This window comes from Ruegeria sp. CDSB013, from assembly GCF_059611165.1.
The window spans coordinates 133,047-158,418 of record NZ_JBXWPA010000004.1; the positions used below are offsets into that span (position 1 = coordinate 133,047).

The 25,372-nt window shown below is 55.4% G+C and carries 24 protein-coding genes and 1 riboswitch; of the genes, 20 read left to right on the plus strand and 4 right to left on the minus strand.

Annotated elements, in window-relative coordinates:
- Window positions 1–85: 85 nt before the first annotated feature.
- A riboswitch (cobalamin riboswitch) is annotated at window positions 86–293 on the plus strand.
- Between the two features lie 101 nt (window positions 294–394).
- The 13 genes from AC2FJF_RS08940 to AC2FJF_RS09000 all read left to right on the plus strand — a co-directional run bounded on the left by AC2FJF_RS08940 (window position 395) and on the right by AC2FJF_RS09000 (window position 12,748).
- Window positions 395–751, plus strand: coding sequence for a DUF1636 family protein (locus AC2FJF_RS08940; RefSeq protein WP_496724772.1), 357 nt, complete (start codon window positions 395–397; stop codon window positions 749–751).
- A complete protein-coding gene (locus AC2FJF_RS08945) occupies window positions 748–1,533 on the plus strand; it encodes an ABC transporter ATP-binding protein (RefSeq protein ID WP_496724774.1) in 786 nt (261 codons plus the stop codon). The genes AC2FJF_RS08940 and AC2FJF_RS08945 overlap by 4 nt, the downstream gene beginning before the upstream one ends.
- A 10-nt stretch (window positions 1,534–1,543) precedes the next feature.
- On the plus strand, window positions 1,544–2,494 hold the full coding sequence (locus AC2FJF_RS08950; RefSeq protein ID WP_496724776.1) for an ABC transporter substrate-binding protein: 951 nt from the start codon (window positions 1,544–1,546) through the stop codon (window positions 2,492–2,494).
- A gap of 1 nt (window position 2,495) precedes the next feature.
- Window positions 2,496–3,509, plus strand: a complete 1,014-nt coding sequence (locus AC2FJF_RS08955; protein WP_496724778.1) for a FecCD family ABC transporter permease — start codon at window positions 2,496–2,498, stop codon at window positions 3,507–3,509.
- A gap of 149 nt (window positions 3,510–3,658) precedes the next feature.
- Complete coding sequence (locus AC2FJF_RS08960; protein WP_496724780.1) at window positions 3,659–4,174, plus strand: ferredoxin-type protein NapF; 516 nt, start codon at window positions 3,659–3,661, stop codon at window positions 4,172–4,174.
- Complete coding sequence (locus AC2FJF_RS08965) at window positions 4,171–4,464, plus strand: chaperone NapD (RefSeq protein ID WP_496724782.1); 294 nt, start codon at window positions 4,171–4,173, stop codon at window positions 4,462–4,464. The genes AC2FJF_RS08960 and AC2FJF_RS08965 overlap by 4 nt, the downstream gene beginning before the upstream one ends.
- Window positions 4,461–6,953 (plus strand): nitrate reductase catalytic subunit NapA, encoded by a 2,493-nt coding sequence (napA, locus tag AC2FJF_RS08970; protein WP_496724784.1) that lies wholly within the window; start codon window positions 4,461–4,463, stop codon window positions 6,951–6,953. Before AC2FJF_RS08965 ends, napA begins: the two co-directional genes overlap by 4 nt.
- 27 nt (window positions 6,954–6,980) lie before the next feature.
- Window positions 6,981–7,799, plus strand: a complete 819-nt coding sequence (gene napG / locus AC2FJF_RS08975) for a ferredoxin-type protein NapG (protein WP_496724786.1) — start codon at window positions 6,981–6,983, stop codon at window positions 7,797–7,799.
- The gene (gene napH / locus AC2FJF_RS08980; RefSeq protein ID WP_496724788.1) at window positions 7,796–8,713 is read left to right on the plus strand and encodes a quinol dehydrogenase ferredoxin subunit NapH; all 918 of its coding nucleotides are present in this window, start codon (window positions 7,796–7,798) and stop codon (window positions 8,711–8,713) included. Before napG ends, napH begins: the two co-directional genes overlap by 4 nt.
- A gap of 12 nt (window positions 8,714–8,725) precedes the next feature.
- Window positions 8,726–9,163: a nitrate reductase cytochrome c-type subunit gene (locus AC2FJF_RS08985; protein ID WP_058272026.1), complete on the plus strand. Its 438-nt coding sequence runs from the start codon at window positions 8,726–8,728 to the stop codon at window positions 9,161–9,163.
- Between the two features lie 29 nt (window positions 9,164–9,192).
- Complete coding sequence (locus AC2FJF_RS08990; protein WP_058272027.1) at window positions 9,193–9,894, plus strand: NapC/NirT family cytochrome c; 702 nt, start codon at window positions 9,193–9,195, stop codon at window positions 9,892–9,894.
- A gap of 14 nt (window positions 9,895–9,908) precedes the next feature.
- Window positions 9,909–10,166, plus strand: a complete 258-nt coding sequence (locus tag AC2FJF_RS08995; RefSeq protein WP_108859619.1) for a hypothetical protein — start codon at window positions 9,909–9,911, stop codon at window positions 10,164–10,166.
- 194 nt (window positions 10,167–10,360) lie between these two features.
- Window positions 10,361–12,748 carry a fatty acid cis/trans isomerase gene (locus tag AC2FJF_RS09000; RefSeq protein WP_496724791.1) on the plus strand — a complete coding sequence of 796 codons (2,388 nt, stop codon included), beginning with the start codon at window positions 10,361–10,363 and terminating at the stop codon, window positions 12,746–12,748.
- 315 nt (window positions 12,749–13,063) lie between these two features.
- Here the strand turns inward: AC2FJF_RS09000 and AC2FJF_RS09005 are convergent, their stop codons facing one another.
- A complete protein-coding gene (locus AC2FJF_RS09005) occupies window positions 13,064–13,675 on the minus strand; it encodes a TetR/AcrR family transcriptional regulator (RefSeq protein WP_496724793.1) in 612 nt (203 codons plus the stop codon).
- A gap of 748 nt (window positions 13,676–14,423) precedes the next feature.
- Here AC2FJF_RS09005 and AC2FJF_RS09010 point away from each other — a divergent pair.
- The 7 genes from AC2FJF_RS09010 (at window position 14,424) to AC2FJF_RS09040 (ending at window position 22,122) form a co-directional block, all read left to right on the plus strand.
- Window positions 14,424–15,488 (plus strand): hypothetical protein, encoded by a 1,065-nt coding sequence (locus AC2FJF_RS09010; RefSeq protein ID WP_496724795.1) that lies wholly within the window; start codon window positions 14,424–14,426, stop codon window positions 15,486–15,488.
- Window positions 15,489–15,696: 208 nt separating this feature from the next.
- The gene (locus tag AC2FJF_RS09015; protein ID WP_496724797.1) at window positions 15,697–17,115 is read left to right on the plus strand and encodes an MFS transporter; all 1,419 of its coding nucleotides are present in this window, start codon (window positions 15,697–15,699) and stop codon (window positions 17,113–17,115) included.
- 224 nt (window positions 17,116–17,339) lie between these two features.
- A complete protein-coding gene (locus AC2FJF_RS09020) occupies window positions 17,340–17,558 on the plus strand; it encodes a hypothetical protein (RefSeq protein ID WP_496724799.1) in 219 nt (72 codons plus the stop codon).
- A gap of 18 nt (window positions 17,559–17,576) precedes the next feature.
- The gene (locus AC2FJF_RS09025; RefSeq protein WP_282119331.1) at window positions 17,577–18,008 is read left to right on the plus strand and encodes a DUF2141 domain-containing protein; all 432 of its coding nucleotides are present in this window, start codon (window positions 17,577–17,579) and stop codon (window positions 18,006–18,008) included.
- Between the two features lie 165 nt (window positions 18,009–18,173).
- Window positions 18,174–19,946 carry a DUF1800 family protein gene (locus AC2FJF_RS09030; RefSeq protein ID WP_496724801.1) on the plus strand — a complete coding sequence of 591 codons (1,773 nt, stop codon included), beginning with the start codon at window positions 18,174–18,176 and terminating at the stop codon, window positions 19,944–19,946.
- A 4-nt stretch (window positions 19,947–19,950) separates the two neighbouring features.
- A complete protein-coding gene (locus AC2FJF_RS09035; protein WP_496724803.1) occupies window positions 19,951–21,333 on the plus strand; it encodes a DUF1501 domain-containing protein in 1,383 nt (460 codons plus the stop codon).
- A 252-nt stretch (window positions 21,334–21,585) separates the two neighbouring features.
- Window positions 21,586–22,122 carry a TetR/AcrR family transcriptional regulator gene (locus AC2FJF_RS09040; protein ID WP_496724805.1) on the plus strand — a complete coding sequence of 179 codons (537 nt, stop codon included), beginning with the start codon at window positions 21,586–21,588 and terminating at the stop codon, window positions 22,120–22,122.
- 26 nt (window positions 22,123–22,148) lie between these two features.
- Here AC2FJF_RS09040 and AC2FJF_RS09045 read toward each other — a convergent pair whose 3' ends face one another.
- The 3 genes from AC2FJF_RS09045 to AC2FJF_RS09055 all read right to left on the minus strand — a co-directional run bounded on the left by AC2FJF_RS09045 (window position 22,149) and on the right by AC2FJF_RS09055 (window position 25,317).
- Window positions 22,149–23,210 carry a 2Fe-2S iron-sulfur cluster-binding protein gene (locus AC2FJF_RS09045; protein WP_496724807.1) on the minus strand — a complete coding sequence of 354 codons (1,062 nt, stop codon included), beginning with the start codon at window positions 23,208–23,210 and terminating at the stop codon, window positions 22,149–22,151.
- Between the two features lie 83 nt (window positions 23,211–23,293).
- Window positions 23,294–24,169 (minus strand): ABC transporter six-transmembrane domain-containing protein, encoded by an 876-nt coding sequence (locus AC2FJF_RS09050; protein WP_496724809.1) that lies wholly within the window; start codon window positions 24,167–24,169, stop codon window positions 23,294–23,296.
- Window positions 24,166–25,317: an aromatic ring-hydroxylating oxygenase subunit alpha gene (locus AC2FJF_RS09055; protein WP_496724811.1), complete on the minus strand. Its 1,152-nt coding sequence runs from the start codon at window positions 25,315–25,317 to the stop codon at window positions 24,166–24,168. The genes AC2FJF_RS09050 and AC2FJF_RS09055 overlap by 4 nt, the downstream gene beginning before the upstream one ends.
- Between the last annotated feature and the right edge of the window lie 55 nt (window positions 25,318–25,372).

The window sequence follows — 25,372 nt, forward strand, 5'->3', positions numbered from 1 at the left end:
GCGTAGTCAGATCGTTGGCAAATGACAAATGACCTCTGTGCGTGGGGCGCTGAGTATTATCGCTTGACCCAAAATCGGAACTCGGGCAAGCATCACCCACGATGGTTCCCTATGGTTCGCCAAGGGATGAAAAGGGAATACGGTGAGGTTGCCAACAAGCGCCAAGTCCGTGACTGCCCCCGCAACTGTAAGCGGTGAGCGACGCCAAATACCCACTGACCCCAAATGGGTCGGGAAGGATGGCCAAGCCACGACCCGCAAGTCAGGAGACCTACCATCCGATGTTCAACCAACCCGGGGCGGGGCGTCCTGGAAGGAGGCTTTATGACACGTCTAAGACGTGATGACATGATTGGCACCTTCTGCCCGCGCTTGGCAACAGGCGGAGTGGGCTATGTCGATCAGTCCTGATCATTTCCTTCTGATTTGCGAGACCTGCGAGGGTTCTGACCGGGCGGATTCATTGCGCGCTGCGCTTGCAAGCAAGCTTCCATCCAGTTTTGACATCCAAAGCGTTTCCTGCATGGCCGGTTGCGGTCATCCCACAACCGTCGGGTTTCAGGCATTCGACAAAGCGCAGTACCTTTTCGGTGACATCCAATCGACTGAGGACGTGGATGCTTTGGCCGAATTTGCACATCAATACCATCGCAGCGCGGATGGGTGGACCAACGCAACGCAGCGCCCGCCTGCCCTTCTTGAAAAGACCCTGGCGCGCCTGCCCCGGCTGAAGCTGGAGACAAGCGCATGACCTGCGGAGCTTTCCTTGAGGCGCGCGGGCTGGAGTATTACGCCCTGAACGGCGACGTACTGCTGCAAAACATCAATTTCGAACTGAGTGAAGGGGCCACTCTGGCAATTGCCGGCCCAAACGGTGCGGGTAAGACAACGCTGCTGAATCTTTTGTGCGGCGGTGAAGAGATTGTGCTGGGGGACGTTTTGGTAAAGGGGCGCAGCCTTCGGCAGCTTTCGGCGATGGACCGCGCCCGAATGATCGCCGTGGTCAGTCAACAGGAATCGCCGGACGGGCGTTTGTTTCTGCGCGACTACGTGGCCCTTGGGCAAATCCCGATCCGCGCCGATCGATCTGCGGCTGAGCACGCCTTGGAATTGGACCGCATCCTGAAGCTTACCGGACTGGTTGCCCTCGCTGACAAGCGGATGGCCGTATTATCCGGGGGGGAACGCCAGCGCGCTCATATCGCAAGGGCGTTAGCGCAGAACCCGTCGCTGCTGTTTTTGGATGAGCCGACGAACCATCTGGACCCGGACGCCAAGGGACGCATGCTGTCGCTGGTGGCTCAGCTGGGCATTACGGTGGTCATGATCGTCCATGATCTGGTCATGATCCCGGAATTCGCGACCCATGTCGCGTTGATGAAATCCACACGCCTGACCGGTTTCGGCCCAGTGCACGAAGTGCTGACACCCGAAAGGGTCCGTGAAACGTTCGGTGTCGATTTTCTTAGCTTTCAGCATGAAGGCCGCATGATCCCGGCACTGGATATCCGAAGAACCACTACCTCAAACTAGGGAAAGTAACATGAACAAAACTCTCTGGTGCGCTGCACTGATCAGCGGCATTGCAAGTGCCGCAACAGCGCGCGAGATCACCGTCGACAATTGCGGCGAGCCGATGGTGTTTGAAACTCAACCCGAGCGGCTGGTCGTGCACGACATGAACATGACCGACATGGCTTTTGCACTGGGTTTGCAGGACAAGATCGTGGGCCTGACGGGCATCACCGGCTGGTACAAAACCAGCCCCGAGTTTGAAACCCTGCGCGGCGACATCCCGGAACTTGCGCCCAAGTATCCAACAGTAGAAAATCTGGTCGCTGTCGAACCCGACCTTTTCTTTGCGGGCTGGTACTATGGCATGAAGCCGGGCGGTGACGTGACCCCCGACACTCTTGCGCCGTTTGGCATCAAAACGATGATCCTGACCGAAAGCTGCGTACATCTGGATAAGGATCGCCCCGAAGCCAGCATGGACCTGCTGTTCACCGACGTTCTTCGCTTGGGCAAAGTCATGCGCGTTGAGGACAAGGCAGAAAAGCTTGTTTCCGGCTGGAAAGAGGAACTGTCCGAAATTGAAACACAGACAGCCGACCTGCCGAAACCCCGCGTTTTCCTGCTGGACGGCCCCGCCGATGCCCCGTTTACGGCTGGTAAGTTTGCCATTCCCGACGCGATGATTGCTGCCGCTGGCGGCGAGAACGTCACCCATGATATGGACACCAGCTGGGGTCGTTCCTCGTGGGAGGCTGTTGCCGCTTCGAACCCGGAATTCCTGGTTTTACTTGATTATCAAACTGGAAATGGCGCCGCAGATACCTTCAAGTTCCTGCAGGACCATCCCGTGATGTCTCAGACGGATGCGGTCAGGAACGAACGCTGGATTGGTCTGCGCTACGAAGAACTGACACCCGGACCGGCAAATATCGAAGCAATTTCGAAAATGGCCAAAGCCATGCACCCGGGCCTGAACTGATATGGGCCGTCTTGGCCTTACACTCTTGCTGGGGGCGGCTGTATTGGCCGCCCTTTTGCTGACCTCGACTATCTACGGAACCACATCCATTCCGGCCTCTGACGCGCTAGCCGGTGTCTTGTTGGGCACAGGATTGATGGACGGAGAGATGTCTCCGCTCCACCGCATCGTGTTTGACCTGCGCTTACCACGCGCGCTGTTTGCCGCGGTGATCGGTGCCGGATTGGGCGTCGTTGGCGTTGTCCTGCAAACCACCACACGCAACGATCTGGCGGACCCGTTTCTGTTCGGACTGTCCTCTGGCGCTGCGGCGGGAGCTGTCTTTGTCATTACAGTAACCGGAGATGTGCTGGGCTTTTGGACCCTGCCACTGGCCGCGTTTTTCGGAGGGCTTGTCGCATCAGGCATTGTGCTGGCTTTAGTTCATGGGCTGCGCACAAGCGCGCCCGAAAAACTGATCCTTGCAGGGCTTGCAGTTTCGTTTTTGTTTTCAGCCATTACCAATTATCTCATTTTCGCGGGCGACAGCCGTGCGGCCCATTCGGTAATATTCTGGATGCTTGGGGGTCTGGGTCTTGCCCGGTGGGAGACATTCCCGCTTGTCTGCGCCGGTTTAGTATTGATCCTCGCCTATGCGATGTACCGCAGCCGCTGGCTTGATGCGCTGCTGACTGGTGATTTGACCGCCGCCACCCTGGGTGTGCCCGTTCAGGGCTTGCGGTTCCGAATGTTCTTCGTGGCCGCTCTTGCGACTGCTGTGTTTGTCTCCGTTGCGGGCGTGATCGGTTTTGTCGGCTTGATGGTTCCCCACATCGCGCGCGGTATCGCAGGGCCATTGCACAGCCAGCTTGTGCCTACCGCCGCCATTGTTGGGGCAGCGTTGCTTACAGGTTCGGATATCCTGAGTCGTCTGTTGCTTGCCCCGCAAGAGCTGCCTGTTGGTATTGTCACGACATCGCTGGGATCGGTTTTTGTCTTTCTTCTGTTGATCCGAACCGCTCGACCTCGGCGCTGATCGCCAAAGGTCGCATAGGTGCAAAAGTTAAAGTTTCCCAAATGACTAATAATAATCGGGCAAAATGACCTAAATCAAAAAAGACCCCCACAGATCACGGTATGCGATACACTCGATTACAGGAATCGAGTGTAGCCAGGTCGCATGCAATGCAACAATTGACCAGCCGACGCGCGTTTCTAAGCGCCAAAATTAGACCAGAGGACGGCAATATCGCCAGACCTCCGGGCTCGGTTGAGCTGTGCTTTGTTGAAACATGCAGCAAATGTGGTGATTGCGCAGATACTTGCCCCGAAGATGCGATCGTCATCGGGACAGACGGATACCCCCTGTTCAAGCCAACTGACACTCCCTGCACCTTCTGCGGTGACTGCGCCCGGATTTGTCCAACCGAAGCGTTATCGATTGACCGTCTGCCAGATTGGCCATGGCGCGCCGCGCTGACAGCGGACACCTGCCTATCCATGAACGGCGTGAGTTGCCGCATCTGCCAGGACAACTGCGATCAGGGCGCCATCCGTTTCAAACTGATGACCGCTGGCCGCGCAGAGCCCGTGCTTGACCTTGATACATGCAATGGGTGCGGGATTTGCCCAAGTTTATGTCCCGCCGATGCCATTGCGCTTAAACGCCAATCTCAACCACAAATGGAAACTACTCAATGAACATCTGCGGTTGTCTTGCCCATGTCGCACCTGATCACACAAGCGCAGCAGCGCGGGTGATGAGGGACACACCGGGTATCGAAATTCACGCCGAAACAGACGATGGGCGATTTGTTGTCGTTGTCGAAGACACGCCATCACGCCTTGCGTCCGAGATCATCATGGATCTGCACCAGATCCCGGGCGTCATCTCACTGACACTGACTTATCACCATTTCGAGGATCCTGCGGACGCCCGTCCGCAGCCCGATGCCCCAAGCCCAACCCCCAGCCGGAGGCCCACGCAATGACACATTCTGAATCCCGTCGGACTTTTCTCAAGGCCTCTGCGGCCGCAGCAACGGCGTCTGCCGCTGGTATTCCGCTGGCAGCCGGTCAAGCCAATGCCCAAGCCGGAGCGCCGGACATCCGCTGGGACAAGGCGGCCTGTCGGTTCTGTGGTACAGGCTGCTCTGTTCTGGTTGGCACCAAAGAAGGTCGCGTCGTTGCGACGCAAGGCGACCCCGACGCGCCCGTGAACCGAGGGTTGAACTGTATCAAGGGCTATTTCCTATCCAAGATTATGTACGGCAAGGATCGACTGACCACGCCTTTGCTGCGCAAGACCAACGGCGAATACGACAAAAACGGTGAGTTCGAGCCGGTCAGCTGGGACGAAGCGTTCGATGTCATGGCCGCAAAATGGAAAGAAGCGCTGGTCAAGAAAGGCCCGACCAGTGTCGGTATGTTTGGTTCCGGGCAATGGACGGTTTGGGAAGGCTATGCGGCCTCCAAACTGATGAAAGCCGGGTTCCGGTCCAACAACATCGACCCCAACGCCCGGCACTGCATGGCCTCGGCCGTCGTAGGTTTTATGCGAACCTTCGGCATTGATGAGCCGATGGGGTGTTATGACGACTTTGAGCACGCGGACACCTTCGTGCTGTGGGGCTCGAACATGGCTGAGATGCACCCGATCCTGTGGTCGCGCCTGACGGACACGCGCCTGACCAAGCCGGGATGTGAGGTGCATGTGCTGTCCACTTTCGAACACCGCTCGTTCGAACTGGCGGACAACGGCATTGTTTTTGAACCGCAAACCGATTTGGCGATCCTGAACTACATCGCCAACTACATCATTCAAAATGGCGCGGTAAACGAAGACTTCGTCAAAAAACACGTTAACATCACCAAAACCGCCACCGATATCGGCTATGGCCTGCGCGACACCAACGCGCTGCAGCAAGAAGCCGAAAATCCGAACTCGGGCAAGATGGATCCGATCAGCTTCGAAGAATACGCCGAAGCCGTCGCGCCCTACACGCTGGAATATACCTCTGAACTGTCTGGCGTCCCTGCAGACAAGCTGGAGAAACTGGCCCAGCAATATGCCGACCCGAACCGTAAAGTGATGAGCTTGTGGACCATGGGCTTCAACCAACACACCCGCGGGTCCTGGGTGAATTCGCTGATGTATAACGTGCACTTGCTGGTGGGCAAGATTTCCGAACCCGGCAACTCTCCCTTCTCGCTGACGGGTCAACCGTCGGCCTGTGGCACGGCGCGTGAGGTGGGGACCTTTGCCCACCGTCTGCCGGCGGACATGGTTGTTACGAGTGATAAGCACCGCGAAATCTGCGAAACCGCATGGAACATCCCCGAGGGCACTATCCCGCCCAAGCCCGGCTTCCACGCCGTGTTGCAGCACCGCAAACTGAAGGACGGCGAACTGAATGCCTATTGGGTCCAGTGCAACAACAACATGCAAGCCGCGCCCAACATCAACGAAGAAGGCTATCCTGGTTACCGTAACCCGGAAAACTTCATCACAGTCTCGGATCCTTACCCAACTGTCACCGCAGTTTCGGCCGACTTGATCCTTCCCACGGCCATGTGGGTTGAGAAAGAAGGCGCCTATGGCAACGCCGAACGCCGTACGCAATTCTGGCGCCAGCAGGTGCAGGCACCGGGTGAGGCCAAGTCGGACCTGTGGCAGCTGATGGAATTCGCGAAACGTTTTACCATCGAAGAGGTCTGGGGCGAAGAGCTGCTGGCCAAGATGCCCGAGCATCGCGGCAAGACCATGTATGACGTGCTTTATGCCAACGGTAAGGTCGACCTGTTCCCGCTGTCGGAAACGGCGGAAGGGTTCCACAACGACGACGCGGAGCATTTCGGCTTCTACGTTCAGAAAGGTCTGTTTGAAGAATATGCCGATTTCGGACGCGGCCACGCGCACGACCTTGCTCCGTTCGAGATGTATCACGAGGCCCGTGGCATGCGCTGGCCTGTCGTCGACGGCAAGGAAACACTCTATCGCTTCCGCGAAGGGTATGATCCGTATGTGCCGGAAGGCGCAGACGTTAAGTTCTACGGCTACGAGGACGGCAAGGCCAAGATCATCTTTGCCCCTTATGAGCCTGCCGCCGAGGAACCGGATGAGGAATTCGATCTGTGGCTGTCCACCGGTCGTGTGCTGGAACACTGGCATTCGGGTTCGATGACCCGCCGCGTGCCCGAACTGCATCGCGCGTTTCCGTCAGCCGTTGTCTACATGCACCCGGAAGACGCCAAGGATCGCGGTCTGCGCCGTGGGCAAGAGATCGTACTCTCCACCCGCAGGGGCGAGGTGACCAGCCGGGTTGAAACGCGCGGCCGCAATAAGGTGCCACGCGGATTGGTCTTTATGCCATGGTTCGACGAGCATCAGCTGACCAACAAGCTGACGCTGGACGCAACTTGCCCGCTGTCGAAAGAGACCGACTACAAGAAATGCGCCTGTAAGGTCGAGCGCGCGTAACGGACAAGCGAGGCAAAGGCCGTCCCCATGCCCTTTGAAGGTAAACCTCTTTCGCCGCAAAGGCGTCGCTTCCTGCAGGATGCGGCGCGTGCGTCGGGCGGCTGTGTGGTCGCCGGGTCATTGTTGGCCTGGCTTGCCCGCGATGCTCGGGCGTTACCGGCCGAAGCGTTGCGCCCCCCCGGCGCGCTACCGGAAGAGGCGTTTCTGTCTGCATGCATTCGCTGCGGGCTTTGCGTGCGGGATTGTCCTTACGACACATTGAAACTGGCGGAATTGGGCGTGGATGCGGTTGCTACAGGGACGCCCTATTTCACAGCGCGGGATGTGCCTTGTGAAATGTGTGACGACATCCCTTGCGTGGCCGCCTGCCCCACCGGTGCATTGGATCCAGCCCTCTACAATATTGATGATGCCAAGATGGGCGTTGCCGTCCTTGTCGATCAGGAGAACTGCCTGAACTTCCTCGGCCTGCGCTGCGATGTCTGCTATCGCGTCTGCCCCGTGATTGATGAGGCAATCACGCTGGAAACGGCCCATAACGAACGTTCAGGCCACCACGCACTGTTTATCCCAACCGTTCATGCGGACCACTGCACAGGCTGCGGCATGTGCGAGAAAAGCTGTGTTCTGCCCGAGGCCGCGATCAAGGTCCTGCCTGCGCGCTTGGCCCGCGGCAGCAGTGCCGATCACTACCGCAAAGGCTGGGAAGAGAAAGAGGCCAAAGGCGGTCCCCTTGTTGAAGGCCTCATCGATCTGCCGGACCGACTGCCCGGACCGGGCACCGACAACCTTGCCGCACCGGGCGGGTTCGCACCAGCATACGATTTGCCGGGGGTCGGACAATGAGTGCACGCACACATATGCCGGCCGGAATGGAGGCCATCGAAGAAAAAGGTTGGGTGCGCGCCCACAAATACCTGCTGCTGCGCCGCGCAAGCCAGTTGCTCTTTCTGGCTGTGTTTCTTCTGGGGCCGTGGTTCGGCATCTGGATCGTGCAAGGCACGCTCGCGGGTTCTTTGACGCTGGGCGTGCTGCCGCTGACCGACCCGCTTATCCTGCTGCAAAGCGTGATCGCTGGGCATTGGCCGGAATGGACGGCCCTAATCGGGGGTGTAATCGTTCTGGTCGCCTACGCTCTGATTGGTGGGCGCGTCTATTGTTCGTGGGTTTGTCCGATCAACCCAGTCACCGATGCAGCCAACTGGTTACACAGACGTTTGGACCTGCCCAAAGGCTGGCAACCCAAGCGCAGCACCCGCCTTTGGATACTGGCCACTGTTTTAATCGTCTCGGGCATGACAGGCGTGATCGCCTGGGAGTTGGTCAACCCGATCACCATGCTGCATCGCGGGCTGATTTTCGGCGCGGGGTTCGTGTGGGCCATGATCATTGCCATCTTCGTGTTCGACCTGTTCGTTTCGCGCCACGGCTGGTGCGGTCACATCTGCCCGGTTGGCGCATTTTACGGCCTGATTGGTGCCAAAGGTTTGCTGAAGGTCAGCGCCTCAAATCGCGCAGCCTGCGATGATTGCATGGATTGCTATGCCGTTTGCCCAGAAAATCAGGTCATATCTCCTGCGCTGAAGGGTAAGTCGGGTTCCACACCACTGATCCTTTCCCCTGACTGCACCACCTGCGGTCGTTGCATCGACGTATGCGCTGTCGACGTTTTCAAATTTACTCACCGGTTCGACGACAAGATCGCCGCACCTACCGATCCAGTTCCCGCGCCCGATCCGCGCGCAGCCAGACCTATCTGAGGGAGTGCCAAGATGAACAAGCCAACCCGAACAGGCCTTACAGCCCTTATCCCCGTTTTGCTTTTGGGCGGATTCGCCCTTGCGCAATCAGCTCAGGTAGAAACCCTGCGGGGTGCCGATGTGGATGAACTGATCCCCTTGGAACAGATCCACAAGAACGTCGAAGGGCGCATGCAGCGCAACTATCGCCAACAACCGCCGCTGATCCCACACTCGGTCGAGCAATATCAGATCGACACGCGCACAAATCAGTGCCTGTCCTGCCACGACTGGACCAAAGCCGGCGAACGCAACGCCCCGACATTGTCGATGACTCACTATCTGGATCGCGACGGCAACGAGTTGGATCACATCGCAGGCACCCGTTATTTCTGCAACCAATGCCACGTGCCGCAAGCAGACGCACCGCCATTGGTTGACAACGTCTTTCAACCGTCCTCGGGCAATTAATCCAACGCAAGAATGAAAGGGGCACCAACATGGCAGACTCTCCTGAAAAACGTGGGTGGATTGGCCGCATCTGGAACTGGATCTGGACCCCGGCGGTTGCCTTTAGCTCGGGCTTTCTGATCCTTGCAGGCTTTTTAGCTGGTATCCTGTTCTGGGGTGGCTTCCACTGGACGCTTGAGCTGACGAATACCGAGGAGTTCTGTACCTCGTGCCATACGATGGAGACCAATCTGGGCGAGTATCGCGAGACGATCCACTACAACAACCACTCCGGTGTGCGGGCCATCTGTTCTGATTGCCATGTGCCGCATGAATGGAACCACAAGATCAAAGCCAAGATCATGGCGGTCAAGGACGTCTATCACGAGCTGGCAGGCACGATCAGTACGCCCGAGAAATACGAAGAGCACCGTCTGAGCATGGCGACCGCCGTCTGGAAGAAGATGAAGGCCTCCGACAGTCGCGAATGCCGGAATTGCCACAACTTCGACTATATGGATTTCACGTTGCAGGAAACGCGCGCTGCCTCTGAGCACCAACGTGCCATTGATGAAAACATGACCTGTATCGATTGCCACCAGGGCATCGCCCATAGCCTGCCACCCGGCTATCAGGAGCGGTATCAGGAAGTGACCGAAACCCTGGCCAGCAAAGCGCAGGGTTCGTTGCAACAACAGGCCGCAGCTGACGGCGATGACATCAAATCATTCCTGAGTACTCGGGCAGACTGAAAAAGGGACGCGACATGCTGGAAATTCTGGGAACAATCGGGGCCAACGTCATCAGTCTGCCGGGTATCCTTGGGCTGGCCCTTGGAATGATGACTCGCCGCGTTTGGCTGGGTGCATTGATGGGGGGCATTGTCGGGGTGTTGGCGACCTTCGTTTTCGCCCATGGTTCATTTGCCGCGGTCGATACATTCGAGCTGTTGATTGCTATTGGCATTGGCCTTTGCGCCGGTAGCGTGGGATCGGCCATACGCATCAAGGGCGCAACGGTCTGACATTATTGGCGAACTAAGCTCCCAATAAATCTACTTTGCCGCATGTGAAACTGCGGCAAACACGCCCAACGATGCCTCAACGTAAAAGTTCAGGAAACGCGACAAACGAAATCAATTCAGTAGTATAAACCTGTTAGGGCCTATGGGCTTTGCGTGATGGTCAATAAAATCAAACCATTCAGACGGGGGCATCTATGCTGCGAACATTACAATATTTGCGTTTTTTGACCTTTGTTTTAGCGGCTTCGATTGCATTTACGTTTGCTGACCAAAGTTTGGCCCAGTCAGATGCAGTAGCACCCGGCGCGACCATTGTCGACAAGCAGGAAAATGCAGACTGGGCCGACGTGCAGGATATCCTGAACCACCGCTGCGTGGTCTGTCACAGTTGCTACGACGCGCCCTGCCAACTCAAGCTGACATCCCCTGCCGGCCTTTTGCGCGGTGCCAGTAAAGAGGCAGTTTACCACTCCGAACGACTAAAAGATGCGCAACCAACGCGGCTTGGAATCGACGCGCACACAATCCCTGGGTGGCGGGATCTTGGGTTCTTTTCCGTTCTTCCGTCGTCCGAGGTGACCGGCGCGGGTGGATCGGTGTTAGAGCGCTCCATTAAGCTCGGCAGGCAAGCTCGATTGACGGCTAACACGCCTGTCCCAACCCAGCTTGGTTTGTCGATTGATCGCCCCCTGACCTGCCCTACAACACAGGAATTCGACGCCTTCAGCACGGCAAACCCAAGGGCGGGAATGCCCTACGCCACGGCCCCACTGAGTGAACAAGAATACCAGACCCTCATGTCATGGCTTAAAAATGGTGCGCCCTTGCCATCGGCCACACCACAAATCCCTCAGGACATTCAGGATCAGATCACAGAGTGGGAGGCCTTTCTGAACGCGCCCGACCTGCGCCATCAATTGATGAGCAGATATATATACGAACATCTGTTTCTGGCGCGTCTCCATTTTCCGTCCGACAATCCAAGACTGTTTTTTCAGCTGGTGCGGTCCGCCAGCCCGCCAGGATCAAAGATTGAGATCATCGCGACACGCCGTCCCTTCGATAGCCCCGGCGCAGGGCCGTTCTATTATCGACTGCAGGCATTCGACGAAACGATCGTGCACAAAGATCATCTGGTCTATAGTTTTGGTCCGGATCGTCTGGCGCGATACCAGCAGCTATTCCTTGATCCGGCGTGGTCCGTCACCGAGTTGCCTGCGTACGGAGAAGACGAAGGCGGCAACCCGTTCAGCACCTTTGCCAACATACCGGCCCGCAGCCGTTATCAGTTTCTCTTGGACGACGCATTGTTTTATGTGCGCAGCTTCATCCGCGGACCGGTCTGTCACGGCGAAACCGCTGTTGACGTGATTGAAGACCGGTTCTGGGTCAGTTTCCTTGATCCGGATGCCGATCTGTCCGTCACAGAACCCAGCTTTTTGGCGGACGGGGCGGCCTTTCTGGAATTGCCGGTGAGTACTGCAGATATAGGGTTCTTGGGGGACATTCAGGGAATGTCCCATGAAAACCAGATTAAGTATCTTGAGTTCCGGGATGCCCGATATCGCAACAGCGCGGCGCACAAAAACGGGTTTGGATATGACGCAATCTGGGATGGCGAGGGCACCAATCCCCAGGCGCTGATTACCGTGTTCCGGCATTTCGACAATGCCTCTGCCATGACCGGGTTCCACGGCGGCATCCCCGAAACCGCATGGGTTATCGATTATCCGGTGTTCGAACGTATCTATTACGACTTGGTCACAGGTTTTGATGTTTTCGGTCGGCTCGAACACCAGCTTTCAACCCGGTTATACATGGATGAGTTGCGGATGGAGAGTGAGGACACTTTCCTGAACTTCATGCCGCGAGGCGACAGGCAAAGGATGCATAAAACCTGGTACCAAGGAGCTCTGGCCGAGCTGCACACCTATTGGCACCGGCGTCGTGCCGATGACAGTTTTCCGACTGGCATAGATTTTGGAACGGACAAGCCAAAGCAGGAATTCCTTCTGGAACTTCTAAATCGCGGCAACGGTCTTTGGGCCCTCGAGGACACGATCAACAGATGCAAAGGTGCCGACTGTTCGAATGGCAATTCAGAAGTTGTGGACGACTTGCGGGCGCTCGCGGATCAAACCGGCGATTGGGTCAGGTATCTGTCAGATGTTTCCCTGCTTTTGGTGGACAACGAAAATGGTTCCACGTCTCTCTATTCGCTGCTCCACGACAAGGCCCATTATAATGTGGCGTTCCTGTTTGAAGAAAAAGATCGCAGGAATCCGCAAGCCGACGTGCTGACCATCCTGCCAGGGGTGATCGGAAGTTATCCAAATTTCTACTTTCGACTTCAGGAAGCCCAGCTGGCGTCCTTTGTAACCGACCTCAAATCAGTGCGGTCGCAGGCCGAATGGCTCGATTTAGTAGCCACTTATGGCCTGCGCAGGACAAGCCCGGGTTTCTGGGAAACCAGCGATCAGGTGATGACCATGTTTCTGGCAAGCGACCCCATTCAGGCAGGCGTGCTGGACCTGAACCGGTATAAGGACCCTCGATCCGATAGCAATCCTGAAAACAACTAAGTCTGCCCATTGAAACAGGGTCACCATATCATTCGCACTCTCTCAACGCGACGCAGAAAGAAAGCCTAATACCTGTGCCAAGTTATCGGGCCAAACTGAAGTAGCGGTAAGCACAGCAAACGCGGTTGCTGCGGCAGTTTTAAAAGCCAATGCGGCCTCGTTTGCTTTATTTTCTGTCATGACAATATATTGTACGCAAGAGTTCGGTTAGCCGCAGAAAATCAGCGGGAAATCTTGTCTGCAACCCGAGCGAAATCAGAGTGAAAATACGCCCGGGCAAGCGAATAGCAAGATGGCGGAGTATTGGTCTGCACCTTACTTTTCACCCGTCAGGTAACCTAAAATGCGTTTTAGGCGCTGCGCGATGTCCTCGGCGGTTATTGGCATCCCGGCTATGCTTTGCTGGATGTAATACCGATAGGCGCCGTCCAGCATCACATAGATTTCGACACCACGCACATCATCAACAGCAAATTTCTTTCCGAGCTCATCACAAATTGCGACAAACCGGGCCTCGACGTCAGCAACTCGCGGCCTGAGCTGGTCATCGAACATGGCCTGATTGCGGATGTCATACCAAAGCCTGTGCAGATGCGCATAGTTGACGATCGAATAGGCAAACAGCTCGATATACGCGCTGCGTGCCTCGCGAGGGTTGAGTTCTGCATTCAGAATCTCGTTCAGCTGTGACGTGAACTTGTCGACCGACAGATCTACGCAATACAACAGCAACCCCTCTTTTTCGGGAAAATAATACTGTATTTTGCCCAGCGATACGCCGGTCGAGGCCGCAATGTCCCGCAAGGTGGTGTTGGCGTATCCAGCCCGCGCAATTGTCGCAATCGCGTTCTCGGCAAGTTCACGTCGCTTCTGTTCTCGGTTTCTGTCGCGCTGTTTGGCCCGATTCTCTGTCAAATTTTGCGTCATCCGCCTTTCCTAGCGCAAATCCCGCAAAAGTGTGAGCGGAACCCTGGTGATTGTGAGAATTGGATCAAAGCCCTGAAAATACAACGTTTGCCACGAAATAATATTCCAATTCAAACGTACAATACAAACGTATTGAAAAGATATCAGCTATGTGCAACAAATAACTGTCAGAACCGACAAACAAATAGCCAGCAGGCAAGCAACAGGGGCAGTTCCATGACCAATCCACGATACATTCTGGTCGTTGGTAGGGTTCGCGCAGAACAGTTGTTCCGCAACGCTGCGCAGACCCAAGAGGAACGCGCCAATCAAAACATCTAAGCAACGAGGAGGTGTCACCCCGGGGCCACTCGCAACGCAATAATCAGACCAAAAACCCGGCCTAAGACTGGGCTGCAAAAAAACGACAGGGACTATGAAAAAACGCGCAATCGGCTTGTTTGCCGAACCAATTGGTATTGCCTGCTGCAAAACGGCCCGCTTCAGAGGCGCGGCGTTGCATTCAGACGGAAGACCACATTCCCGCATCTCATGCAATTGCGACGGCCACACGCTGCGCGCCTCCCTACTGCACCGCAAACAGTTCCACAGGCCAGAAACGCAATCATTTGAAGACACATCATTCGATGGTTGCACGACCATGCGCAAACCACGGCGCTTTCAACAGGCCGAAGCGCCCTTGCGCCACGGTCATATCAGATCCCCTCGGCACAATTAAAGAAACAAAGCCGAGGAAAGGGAGGGAAGAATGAAGAAAATCGCAACTTTGGCATTGGGCGCAGGCTTGATTTCAGGCCCTGCATTTGCTGGCGGAATCGAGGGGTTTCCGTCGGCAAACCGGTTCCTTTTTGAGCAGGGCCGATATGTCGAGATCACCGGAGGATGGGCCGATTCAAAAACCGAAGGCACTGAATTCGGCCAACCGACCGGTGACGTCACACCCAGCATCAGCGGCCTGTCCCTGGCTTACAAACAGGACGTAGGCGACAAATGGGCAGTCGCAATCCACGGGTTCAATTCGGTCAACTATAAGCTACTATACCCAACCGGTACGGGTGCTCCGTCTGCTGGCACCAACGTCCGGTATCGCGGCACCGAAGTCGCGCTTATGGCACGGTACAAGTTCAATGAAAATTTCAGTGCCTTTGCTGGGGTGCGCTTTGAAAAGTTGAACGACTTCAGCGGTGCCTTGATCAATCCTTCACTTAGCTACTCGCTGGACTCCGAAGGGGACTTCAATCCTGGCTTCCTCGTGGGTGCTGCGTATGAGATCCCGTCGCTCGCGTTTCGCGCCGACCTGACATACTACTCGGAAATCAAACACGATCTGGACGGCGTCGAACAGTTGCAACCTCTTGCTCCAGCTGACGTGACCACGCAACTATCCACTCCTCAGACGGTCGCCCTGAACGTACAAAGTGCAATCAGCGGTCCTTGGGGCGCCTTCGGGTCGGTCCGTTGGAGGAACTGGGATGACGTCAGCGTGGAGTCTCCGGCCCTCGGCGGTCCGCTTGCGGAATTCGCGGAAAACTCGATCGATTACCAAATTGGCGTCGGATACTTGCTGAACCCGAAGTGGTATTTCTACGGCATTCTATCTCGGTCGCAACCTGAAGGCGGTTTTGTTGGCTTTGACTATGAAGGCGGCGGCAAAGGTATCACGCTTGGTGCCGTGCACTCGATTGGTCAGACCCGAATTCTGGTTGATGTCACATATGGTACGCTTGGCGATGTGAACGAACCTGACGCTGCCCTACAGATCCGGGATGTTTCCGGGACCGCTGTACGTGTGAGCCTGTCACATAACTTTTGATCAAGCACCCGACTGCGAACGCGGTCGCGATTGACACTCCACTACGCGAATGGCCGCTGGCTGTTGCCTGTTGCTTCGGCGGTCATTTGCTTCTCAAACGGGGTCGTTAGGTACCTTTATCTAACACCTTTGACAAAAAACGATCCTTGTGATCTGCTTTGAGTGATCGATCACTCACCGTCTTGCTGCAAGAAGATCCGGAGGAAAAATGAATACCAATACTGAAAGCCCGCCGGTCGGCATGCAGCTGTTTTATGGGGTGGGCGGCATAGCCAACGGCATCTTGTCGAACGGGCTGAGCTTTTTCCTGCTTATCTACTACAATCTGGTCATCGGCCTTCCGGCCGAGACGGTGGGTTTTGCGCTTTTCATTGCTCTGATGTTCGACGCTGTATCCGATCCTGTTGTCGGTTACCTGTCGGATAACACGCGTTCTCGTGCCGGCAAGCGTCACCCGTTCATCTACGCGGCGATCATTCCTGTCGCACTCCTGTTCTGGTTTATTTGGAACCCACCTGCAGCACTGAGCTCAGAGACCCAGCTGTTCTGGTTCCTGCTGATCACAACGATCCTTCTGCGGACGGCGATGACGTTGTTTGACGTACCACACAACGCGATGGTGCCAGAGTTGACCAAGGACTATGGTGGACGAACCATGTTGTCTGGCCTCAAGGTCTCGGTCACCTGGATTGCCGGTCAGATCATGGTCATCGCGATGTATGTGATCTGGTTGGTTCCGACCGACACGATGCCTTACGGCATCCTCAACCAAGCCGGCTATCAGGAAGCAGGCCTTGTCGGTGCAATCCTCATAGCGCTGGCTATCACTATCACCGCATTGGGCACGCGCAAATGGCAGAACAGAATGCTGGATATTTCGCATGCGGCAACCTACAGCATCTCTGGATTTTTCAGACAGTTTTTCGCAGCGTTCAAGCTGCCTGCACTACTTGCCATCTTTGTCAGCTCGGCCGTTTTCGCGGTGGGCGCCGGGATCGGAGCAGCTTTGTGGACCTACCTGACCTCGTTCTTTTGGGAGCTAAACAATGACCAAATAGCTCTGATCCTGATGGCCAACCTGATCGGCGCTTTGATAGCGGGCGTAACCCTGAAACCTATCGCACGATCCGGCGACAAAAAATCGAGCGCCATATACTTGTCGATCCTCTCGGCAATTGTCGGTGTCGCCCCTTACGTGCTGCGTGAAATCGGGTTCTTCCCTGCAAATGGCACCGAACTTCTGATCTGGTTGCTGTTTGTTCACGGCATTCTGCAAATCATCCTGATTGTCTGGACCACATCTCTGCTGACGTCGATGACCGCGGACGTCGTTGAATTGGGTATCAGCCAGAACGGTTTCCAGAACGAAGGGATCATCACATCGGTCATCACATTCGTGCTTAAGGCGGGCACGGCTGGCGGGTTAGCGATCTCCGGAATGTTTCTGGCATATGTAGGCTTTCCGGAAGCGCCAGACCAATCGAACCTGACCCCCGAGGTCACCCGTGCACTGGGATGGAACTATGCCTGCCTTAGCCTCTTCATTTACATGGCCTCGATTGTTGCCCTGATGTTCTACCGGTTGGACAAGGCGCAGTTCGACCAGCTTCAGGCAATCCATGACTAAACAGCTGGCAGGTCGCCCACGTGGACGGAGCTTCAACTGATCTGCAATGGGCGTAAGCCAGAAAATTACACTGCCTCTTCAAAGCCACGCAGTTTTTTGAGGCATAGGTATCCCTTCGTCGTGCCCACTTTGATGCGGGCACAAACCCCGAAAATAGATAGAGAAGTTCAATGCAATACCTCAAATCCCACCCTTTTTCCTGGATCATCTTCTTATGCTTGCTGTTGGCAACATGGTTTCAGATCTACGCAATCTGGGGGCTGCTGTTCATGTGGTGGGCCGCCTCATCCTTCATGACAGGCCAGGCCTTTTTGATTGAGACAATCGACAGCCAGGAAAACCCGCCCCTTTTCTACGCCATCACGATCATGTGGTTCGCCTTCGGGCTGCTTTACGTCGTGCAGGATCTCGCATGGCGTCTGTTTGGAATTTACATCGGTTAACTGTTCAGGAGAAACTCAATGACCAAAACTGCATTCATCGCTGGCCTTATGGCTCTTGCAGCATCTCAGGCGGCGGCCGGGGATATACAGATCGATATCTCTGGTGTCGATGCTGGACGCGGAGGCGTCATTCACATCCTGGCCTTTGACGATAAGACCGCGTTCGACCAAAGCCAGATGGCGAAAATCGTAGGCTACGCGAAGATCCCCGCCTCAGGTAGCACAGTTTCCGGCACGCTCGAGAACCAGAAACCCGGACAGCTTGCGATCATGATACACCACGACCAGAACGACAACGGCCAGTTCGAGATGAAAGGGCCGATCCCGCAAGAAGGTTGGGCATATTCCAAGGGCGCAGGCGTCAGATCGTTGCCGGCGTTCGAAGACGCGGCGATTGAATACGATGGCAATACCTCATCGCTTGGTTTGAAAATGAATTACGCAAACTAAAGCTACCTTACAAATTTGACCCCAACTGCCCCGGGAACGGGGCATTTTTTTGCGGATATCGAATTCTTCGGGTTGAAACGGCGGGGCTAAGTTTTATTTTGTCTCACATGACAATTTATGCCAATCCCAGCTACTGTCGTCAGATCTAAAGGACCGCCATCCACCATGAAGTCATCCTTGGAAGACACCAGTCGATTCTTGATGCAGGCCACGCTTGGGGCCGATCAGAGGTTACTGCATCAGGTTAGCAAGACCGGCCCGGAACGCTGGTTGGATGATCAGCTGAACGCCTCGATCGGTAACAAAGGGCCGTTCGAAAAGTCCACTCGCAAGATTTGGAAGAGCTTCCGAAAGCGCCTAAAACGCGCGCATGGCGAATGGGCGATCAACGGCGACGGCAACAACCCCGCCCTGCCCTATAAATGGTATTTCCACATGGCCTGGTGGAACCACACCCTGACGCAACGCGACGATCTGCTGCGCCAGCGTGTTGCGCAGGCACTGTCCGAGATCCTAGTCATCTCGGACGCGTCATCGTTGGAGCTGGATGCCATCGGGATGGCGAATTACTATGACCTGCTCTATAAGCACGCGTTCGGCAGTTATTCAGACCTTCTGTACGATGTGTCGGTGCACCCGATGATGGGTATCTACCTGTCGCATATGACCAATCAAAAGGCGAACGAGGCCAAGAACACCCATCCGGATGAAAACTATGCGCGTGAGATCATGCAGCTGTTTTCGATTGGCTTGTTCGAGCTGAACCCCGATGGCACGGAAAAACTGGATGCCAGTGGGGATCCGATCCCGACCTATGACAATCGCGACATCAAGGAACTGGCTCGGGTCTTCACCGGCTTGCTGCCCGCAGCCTATGAATACGAGTGGAACACGTCGTTCTGGGAAGACAGCTATAATGGTTATCCAGTTCAGTTCGATGATGGGGTCGAAAAGGCCTATAAGACAGTGCCCTTCATTGACGCGACCAAACCGATGATCGTGGAAGAAGCCTTTCACGACCGCGGCGCAAAATCCCTGCTGAACGGTCGTCTGACCTTGCCCGGCGATCAGTCCGGCCCGAAAGAAATTCGTTCGACCATCGACCAACTGGTTGCCCACCCTACGACCGCGCCGTTCATCGCAACCCATCTGATCAACCGGCTGGTCACATCCAATCCCTCGCCCGCCTATGTCGAAGCGGTGTCGCAGGCATTTGGCTCAAACGGAGATCTGAAAAGCGCGGTTCGCACAATCCTGACCTACCCATTGACCAATGAGGTTGCCGCCAAACGTCTTCCTTCGGCATACAAATCCCCGACAAAATTAGTACAGTCCCAAAAGCTGAAATCGCCCCTGCATCGAGTCACGCAGGTTCTGATTGCGTTTGGAGCGCATAACCAGACCGGCAAGCTGTGGCTGCTGGGTGATGACATTCAAGAGGCGCTGCAGATGCATCCACTGTCCGCGCCCACGGTGTTCAACTTCTACAAACCCGATTTCACCCCGCATGGCGCATTGCAGAAAATGGGCTTTCGCGCGCCCGAGTTCGAGCTGCACACGGCCGCGACCTCGGTCGCTTATGTCAACAACATCTACTATTGGTTCTTTGGTGGCTACTTGCCGCTGGTTTCGACGCAAATCGGCGCGGGTCCCGAGCAGATGATGGTGATGGAGTTTGACCCTGATACACTATGGGCCAATTCCAAGAACGCGCTGCGTTTCGAATTGAGCGAAGAGATCAAAATCGCAAAGAACCGAGGCCGTCATGATGAGCTGATAGATCGGATTTCGGTCCTATTGACCGGTCGGACTGATGCCGAAGTGCGCAAACGGATCAAACAGGCTTATGTGCAATATGCGGACAATCCCGAATGGGTGGTGCAGACCATCGCCTTCATGATTGCCGTTTCCCCAGAATTCACCGTGCAGGAGGCCTGAGCCCATGCTGACCAAATCCTTTACGCGCCGGCAGTTTTTGGCCTCGACTGGTGCTGCCGCAACTGGCGCAATGATGGGTGCCGCCCTGCCCGGCTTGGCGCAAGCTGGGACGGGAATGATCAAGCCCGCCCGCAGGGCGCTTGTTTTTGTTATGCTGGATGGCGGAAATGACAGCTTCAACATGCTGGTACCAAATGACAAAATCGCGCACGGCCAATACTCGGAAACGCGGGCAAATCTTGCCCTTTCGCGAGGTGAGTTGCTGGACTTGGACACGCCCAAGGATCAGTTGGGCCGCAGCTTTGGCCTGCACCCGTCGATGCCCGAGATGGCCGAGCTGTTCGATCAAAGGCGCCTCTCTTTTGTTGCCAATGTTGGGCCTTTGGTCGAACAGGTCCGGAAAGAGCAGTTCTATGACGGCTCGGCCGCACTCCCCCTGGGACTGCTGAGCCACGCGGACCAGTTCAAACACTGGCAAACCTCGCGCCCGGATCTGCGTGTGAACGACGGATGGTTCGGGTTCTTTGCTGATGACCTGCAGCCCTCAAAGTCGGCGCACGAGATCGGAATGAACATCTCATTGGCCGGAAACAACATTGCGCAAAACGGCAAGATAGACTTGCCATATGCAATCACGGACAAGGGCAGCGTCGGTCTATACGTGAAAGAAGAGAAGAGCCCACTCAACGACCTGCTTTTGGACAGTTTCAACCGAATGATGAACGCCGATCAAAACGGCGATCCCTTCCGCGCGACATATCTGAACCTGACCCGCGACGCGCAGTCCAAACACGAGACGTTCAAATCAGCGACCCGCGGGATCAAGATACCCCGGTCCTTCCCGTCTTCGGACCTTGCACAGCAATTGCGCATGGTCGCCAAAACGATTGCCGCCTCGGACCGGCTAGGCCACGAGCAGCAAACATTTTTTGTGCGCTATATTGGCTGGGACCATCATGATGAACTGTTGGCGAACCATGCCCGTATGCTGCGCGTATTGTCCGAAGCGTTGGGAGCGTTTCAGGCAACGCTTGACGATATGGGCTTGGCGGATCGTGTTGTGACGTTCACGGGATCAGATTTCGGCCGGACGCTGACGTCGAATGGCAACGGTACGGATCATGGTTGGGGCGGCAATACCCTGGTTATGGGCAATGCTGTCAAAGGCGGGCAGATTCTGGGGGACTACCCCGAGCTTGGCCTGGCCAGCGACAACGCGCTTGATGTGGGCGACGGCGTTTTGATTCCAACGACCTCGACCGATCAACTTTATGCTGACCTGTCTCTTTGGTTTGGTGTGCAACCATCGGCATTGAACACTCTGTTCCCAAATCTCAACAGATTTGCGGATGTGGCGGGCGGAGAAAGGCTTGGGCTTTTCACCTAGGCCCACCGCCCTCAAACACTTCGCCCCACCGGGACGCTTGAACAATGCTTGCGTTAGATTATCGTCTGGAACGATGGGCACTAATGTAGAAAGCGCTGAAGAGTGGTAGACACTCTAATCTTAAATTGACTGTCAGTCTTGACAGTCAATTTCAACTAAGATATCTCTAAAATTCCGTTTCTGTGTAAGGGTAATCGCATGGGTCGCCCCTCGGTACAAGATCAACGTAAAAAAGAAGTCCTCGATGCCTTTATGTCGTGCGTCGTTCGCTACGGCGTCGAAGGCGCCACACTTGAACATATCGCGGCACAAGCCGGGCTGAAGCGCCCACTGATCCGCCATCACCTTGGCAACCGCAAAGCCATGGTCCTGGCGCTAGGTGAGCATGTCGTCGAAACGTTTAGCAAACAGACCGAAACATTGCGCGTTGCGCTGGACGAACATCCCGATGTGCGCAATCTGATCGAGGCTCTGTTCAACTCTGACGGTGAGATGGATCCCCGGATCAACATTTGTTACCAGGCCCTCGTCAACTCGATTGAGATCTACCCAGAGCTTCGCAAACCGTTGTTGGAATCAATGGAGGCTTTTTACAAGGTCGCGATAGACATCGTTCTTGCCTCACACCCAAAAGCCGACAAACAAGCCTGTGAGATCGTCGCGCACGGAATCATAAACCTTTTTATCACCACGGATGCTTTCATTCCGCTTAAACCTCCGAAAACATGGGGTTATTCGTCCTATTTCGCTGCGCTGAAATTGGCTGAAACATTGGAAGAAAAAACCTGACAGCGACTGCCTGGCCAACGGCCGGGTTAATCGTAACTAACCGCAAGCTTGTCTGTCGTGGCAACCGCCTGGCAGGACAGCACGGCACCTTTCGAGATCTCATTATCATCCAAAGCGGTTCGTGCCCGCATATGAACCGAACCCTTTTTCACCTTACACCGGCACGCCCCACAGACCCCAGACTGGCAGGAATATGGCGGCTCCAACCCCGCCTGTTGAGCAGCTTGTAAGATCGTCTGACCAGATGCCATCTGAACCGATTGTCGCTGACCGTTCAGCGTTATGTCCACAACAGCATCAACGCCCTTGATACTGTCATCGGTCTCTTGCGCGCCGCCGTAGCTTTCCATGTGAATCCGATTGGCGGGCACATCCAAAGACATAAGCGCGTCTTTGACCGCTTTGTTCATCCCGCCGGGACCACAGATGTAGTACTGGGCATTCTGGGCATAAGGCGGATTTTCCGTGATCAGCGCCTCGATCGCATCCTTGTCGATGACACCCCTACGCCAATAGGCGAAACTGGACCACATTGAGGGTTTGGACAGAAGGTGATGCACCGTCAGGCGTTCCGGAAACGTCTGCTGGTATTCGGCAAACTCGTCTTTGAACAGGATACTGTCCGCGTTCGCATTGCCATAGGCCAGATGTGCAACCGACCACGGTTCGGCCAATAGCACAGACTTAAGCATGGAATACAATGGGGTGATACCGCTGCCCGCCCCAAAGAAGTAGTGTGTGCGCCGTTCCTCCGGGTCTGTATCCAGACAAAAACGGCCGAATGGCGGCATGACGTCGATCACATCACCCTTTTGAACCGTATCGTTGATATGGTTGCTGACGAGCCCCTTTTTCACCCGTTTGACGGTGATACGCAGCGGATCGCCTGGAACGGGCGAAGACGAGATCGAATAGCTTCTGCGCACCTCTTCACCCTTGATCCAAAATCGAAGGGTCAGGTGCTGACCGGCACGCCAGGCAAAGTCTTTGGCCAGATGTAGCGGCACGTCAAACATGACGGATTTGGCCTGCCCGCCGATCTCACTACGCGTTTCAAGCACCTCAAGCGGGTGAAAATCTCTGGTCATTTGAGCCTCCGAAATTCGTGCCGTGCGAAAGGGCAGGATGTGTGATGATACCCGATATGGGACGGGTGTTTGAATTGAACGGTTTAGGCATTGGCACCCTGTTTCGATGCCGGTGCGTTGATCCGCTCGGTGATCTCGGACAAGCGCGCGAGGCTTTGCAGGACCATCGGTAAAATCACGACCGATTGCACAAACTCGAACGAATAGGTGACAACCGAGAAGATCTGCCCTGCCGTCGCCCCGCTTTGCGTCGCCGCAAACCACAGGTTGAAGGCCAGCATGCTGAGCAAGACAGCAAAAATCGCAGCATAGACAAGTGCCTCGGAATCCGACAACCGAACCTCATGCGTGCGCAATCGGAACAAGTGCTGGCCGATCTTTTTCAGATCCATGCTTTGCAACGCAGTCACCTGTCTTTCTGACTGGTGGTTCAACAGCCCATTCAGGCGGAAGAAGCGACGCGAAAACAGGGTAAAGATGATCAGGATAATCACAGCAGCGGCCCCTGCGGCGGTGGCAAGTGCCCCGTGAAAGGACATCAGAATACCAACCGAGACCAGAACCTGCACGACTGCACCCATCGATTCAGGGGCCTCATTCTCCAGAAAATCAACCAACTCGCGGGCCATCAGTACCCGCGCATTTAGCACCGAGACCTCGCGCCCCGCATCCCGTTTGGCCTGCGCCTTACCCAATTCGACGCGGATCGTGCCATAGGCCCGCGTGTCGTAAACACGCCGCAACGTCGACACAACCAGCAGCGCTGCCATCGCAACACCGAAATGGATGAACGACGTGTAGTCCCCATTCGACAGGCCGTCGATCGAATAGCCGATCAACAGGGGAAGGAAGATAAACAACCCCGTTTCAACCAGGGTCAGACCCCAGGTCGTTACGATTTTTGTGCGGAAGACCCGCAGCAAGGTCGCAATCGACAACCGGTCGTCGGGGTTGATCATTCTTCTTGCAACCAATCGCGAACGACCCTTTGGTGTTGAACCACGGGGCTTTCCCCAACGGCGGCTGGACCAACTTCGAAATAAGGCGAGGTCAAGGATTTCTGTTGCTGTTCACAGGCATAGATGTCCTCTTGCGTGAAATCGCCCGAGGCCATCGGATCGTTTTCATCATACGCATCATCACCTTCATATTTGCCTTTGATGCCAAAATTGTTCCAGAAGGACGCCGACCGGGTGGCCTGTTTCGAAAACTCCCAGCCCGATGCATTGGCAACACGCGTCCGGTTCAGAATCCGCGTCCTGTCCGGAGCAAGCGGGGTAATGATAAAGACGTTCCATACGTCCTCTGACGCGCCAATTCCGACCCCTGGAAACAGCATCGGCACCCATGCACCATTCTGATCTTCGGGAACGACCCGCGGCATCTGAAGCTTTTTGTTCTGATCTTTGGCGAACTCTTCGACCGGCGGCTCCCAAAAGATGTAGTGCGGCCCGTACCAACCATATTGCGCATTGGCGTGGTCATACATTTGTAGGGTGTTCGAATGAAGGTGGCTCAGATGGTAGACGTCGATGTAATTCTCGACAACGATCTTCCAATTGGCCTTGATTTCATAGGTGTTCGAGGTGTCCTCGTGTTCCACCAGCTCTTCTGGCACATGTGGTCCGACCTTATCGTCCACGTCGCCAAACCATTTCATGATCGACCCTGCGTTCGGGTCGGGATGCACAAACAACATACCTTTCCAGATATCGACCGAAGCAGGTTTCAGGCCAAGGCAGGATTTGTCGACGGACTTATATTCGCGATGCTCATCCGGGACTGAGATCAGGTTGCCCTCAAGATCATAGGTCCAGTCGTGATAGGGGCAGGTCAGCGCTTTTTGGGTCTTTCCCACGGCGCGGATCAATTGGGTGCCCCGATGTCTGCAGATATTGTGGAAGGCCCGCAGCCTGCGATCCCTCCCCATGACGATGAACAAGTTGTTCAATCCCGCCTGAACCGAAAGATAATGGCCTGGCTCGGGCAAATCTTCCATAAAGCCAGCAAAACGCCATGTTTTTGAGAATATCTCTCGCTGTTCACGGTCAAACCACTGCTGCGATGTATAAGCTTCTGCGGGTAACTCATGGTACATTTGTGGCATGCTGTCCCCTCCTAGGGCCGTCGTCTTCACGGTTGGCAAGCTAAACGTTTTGACC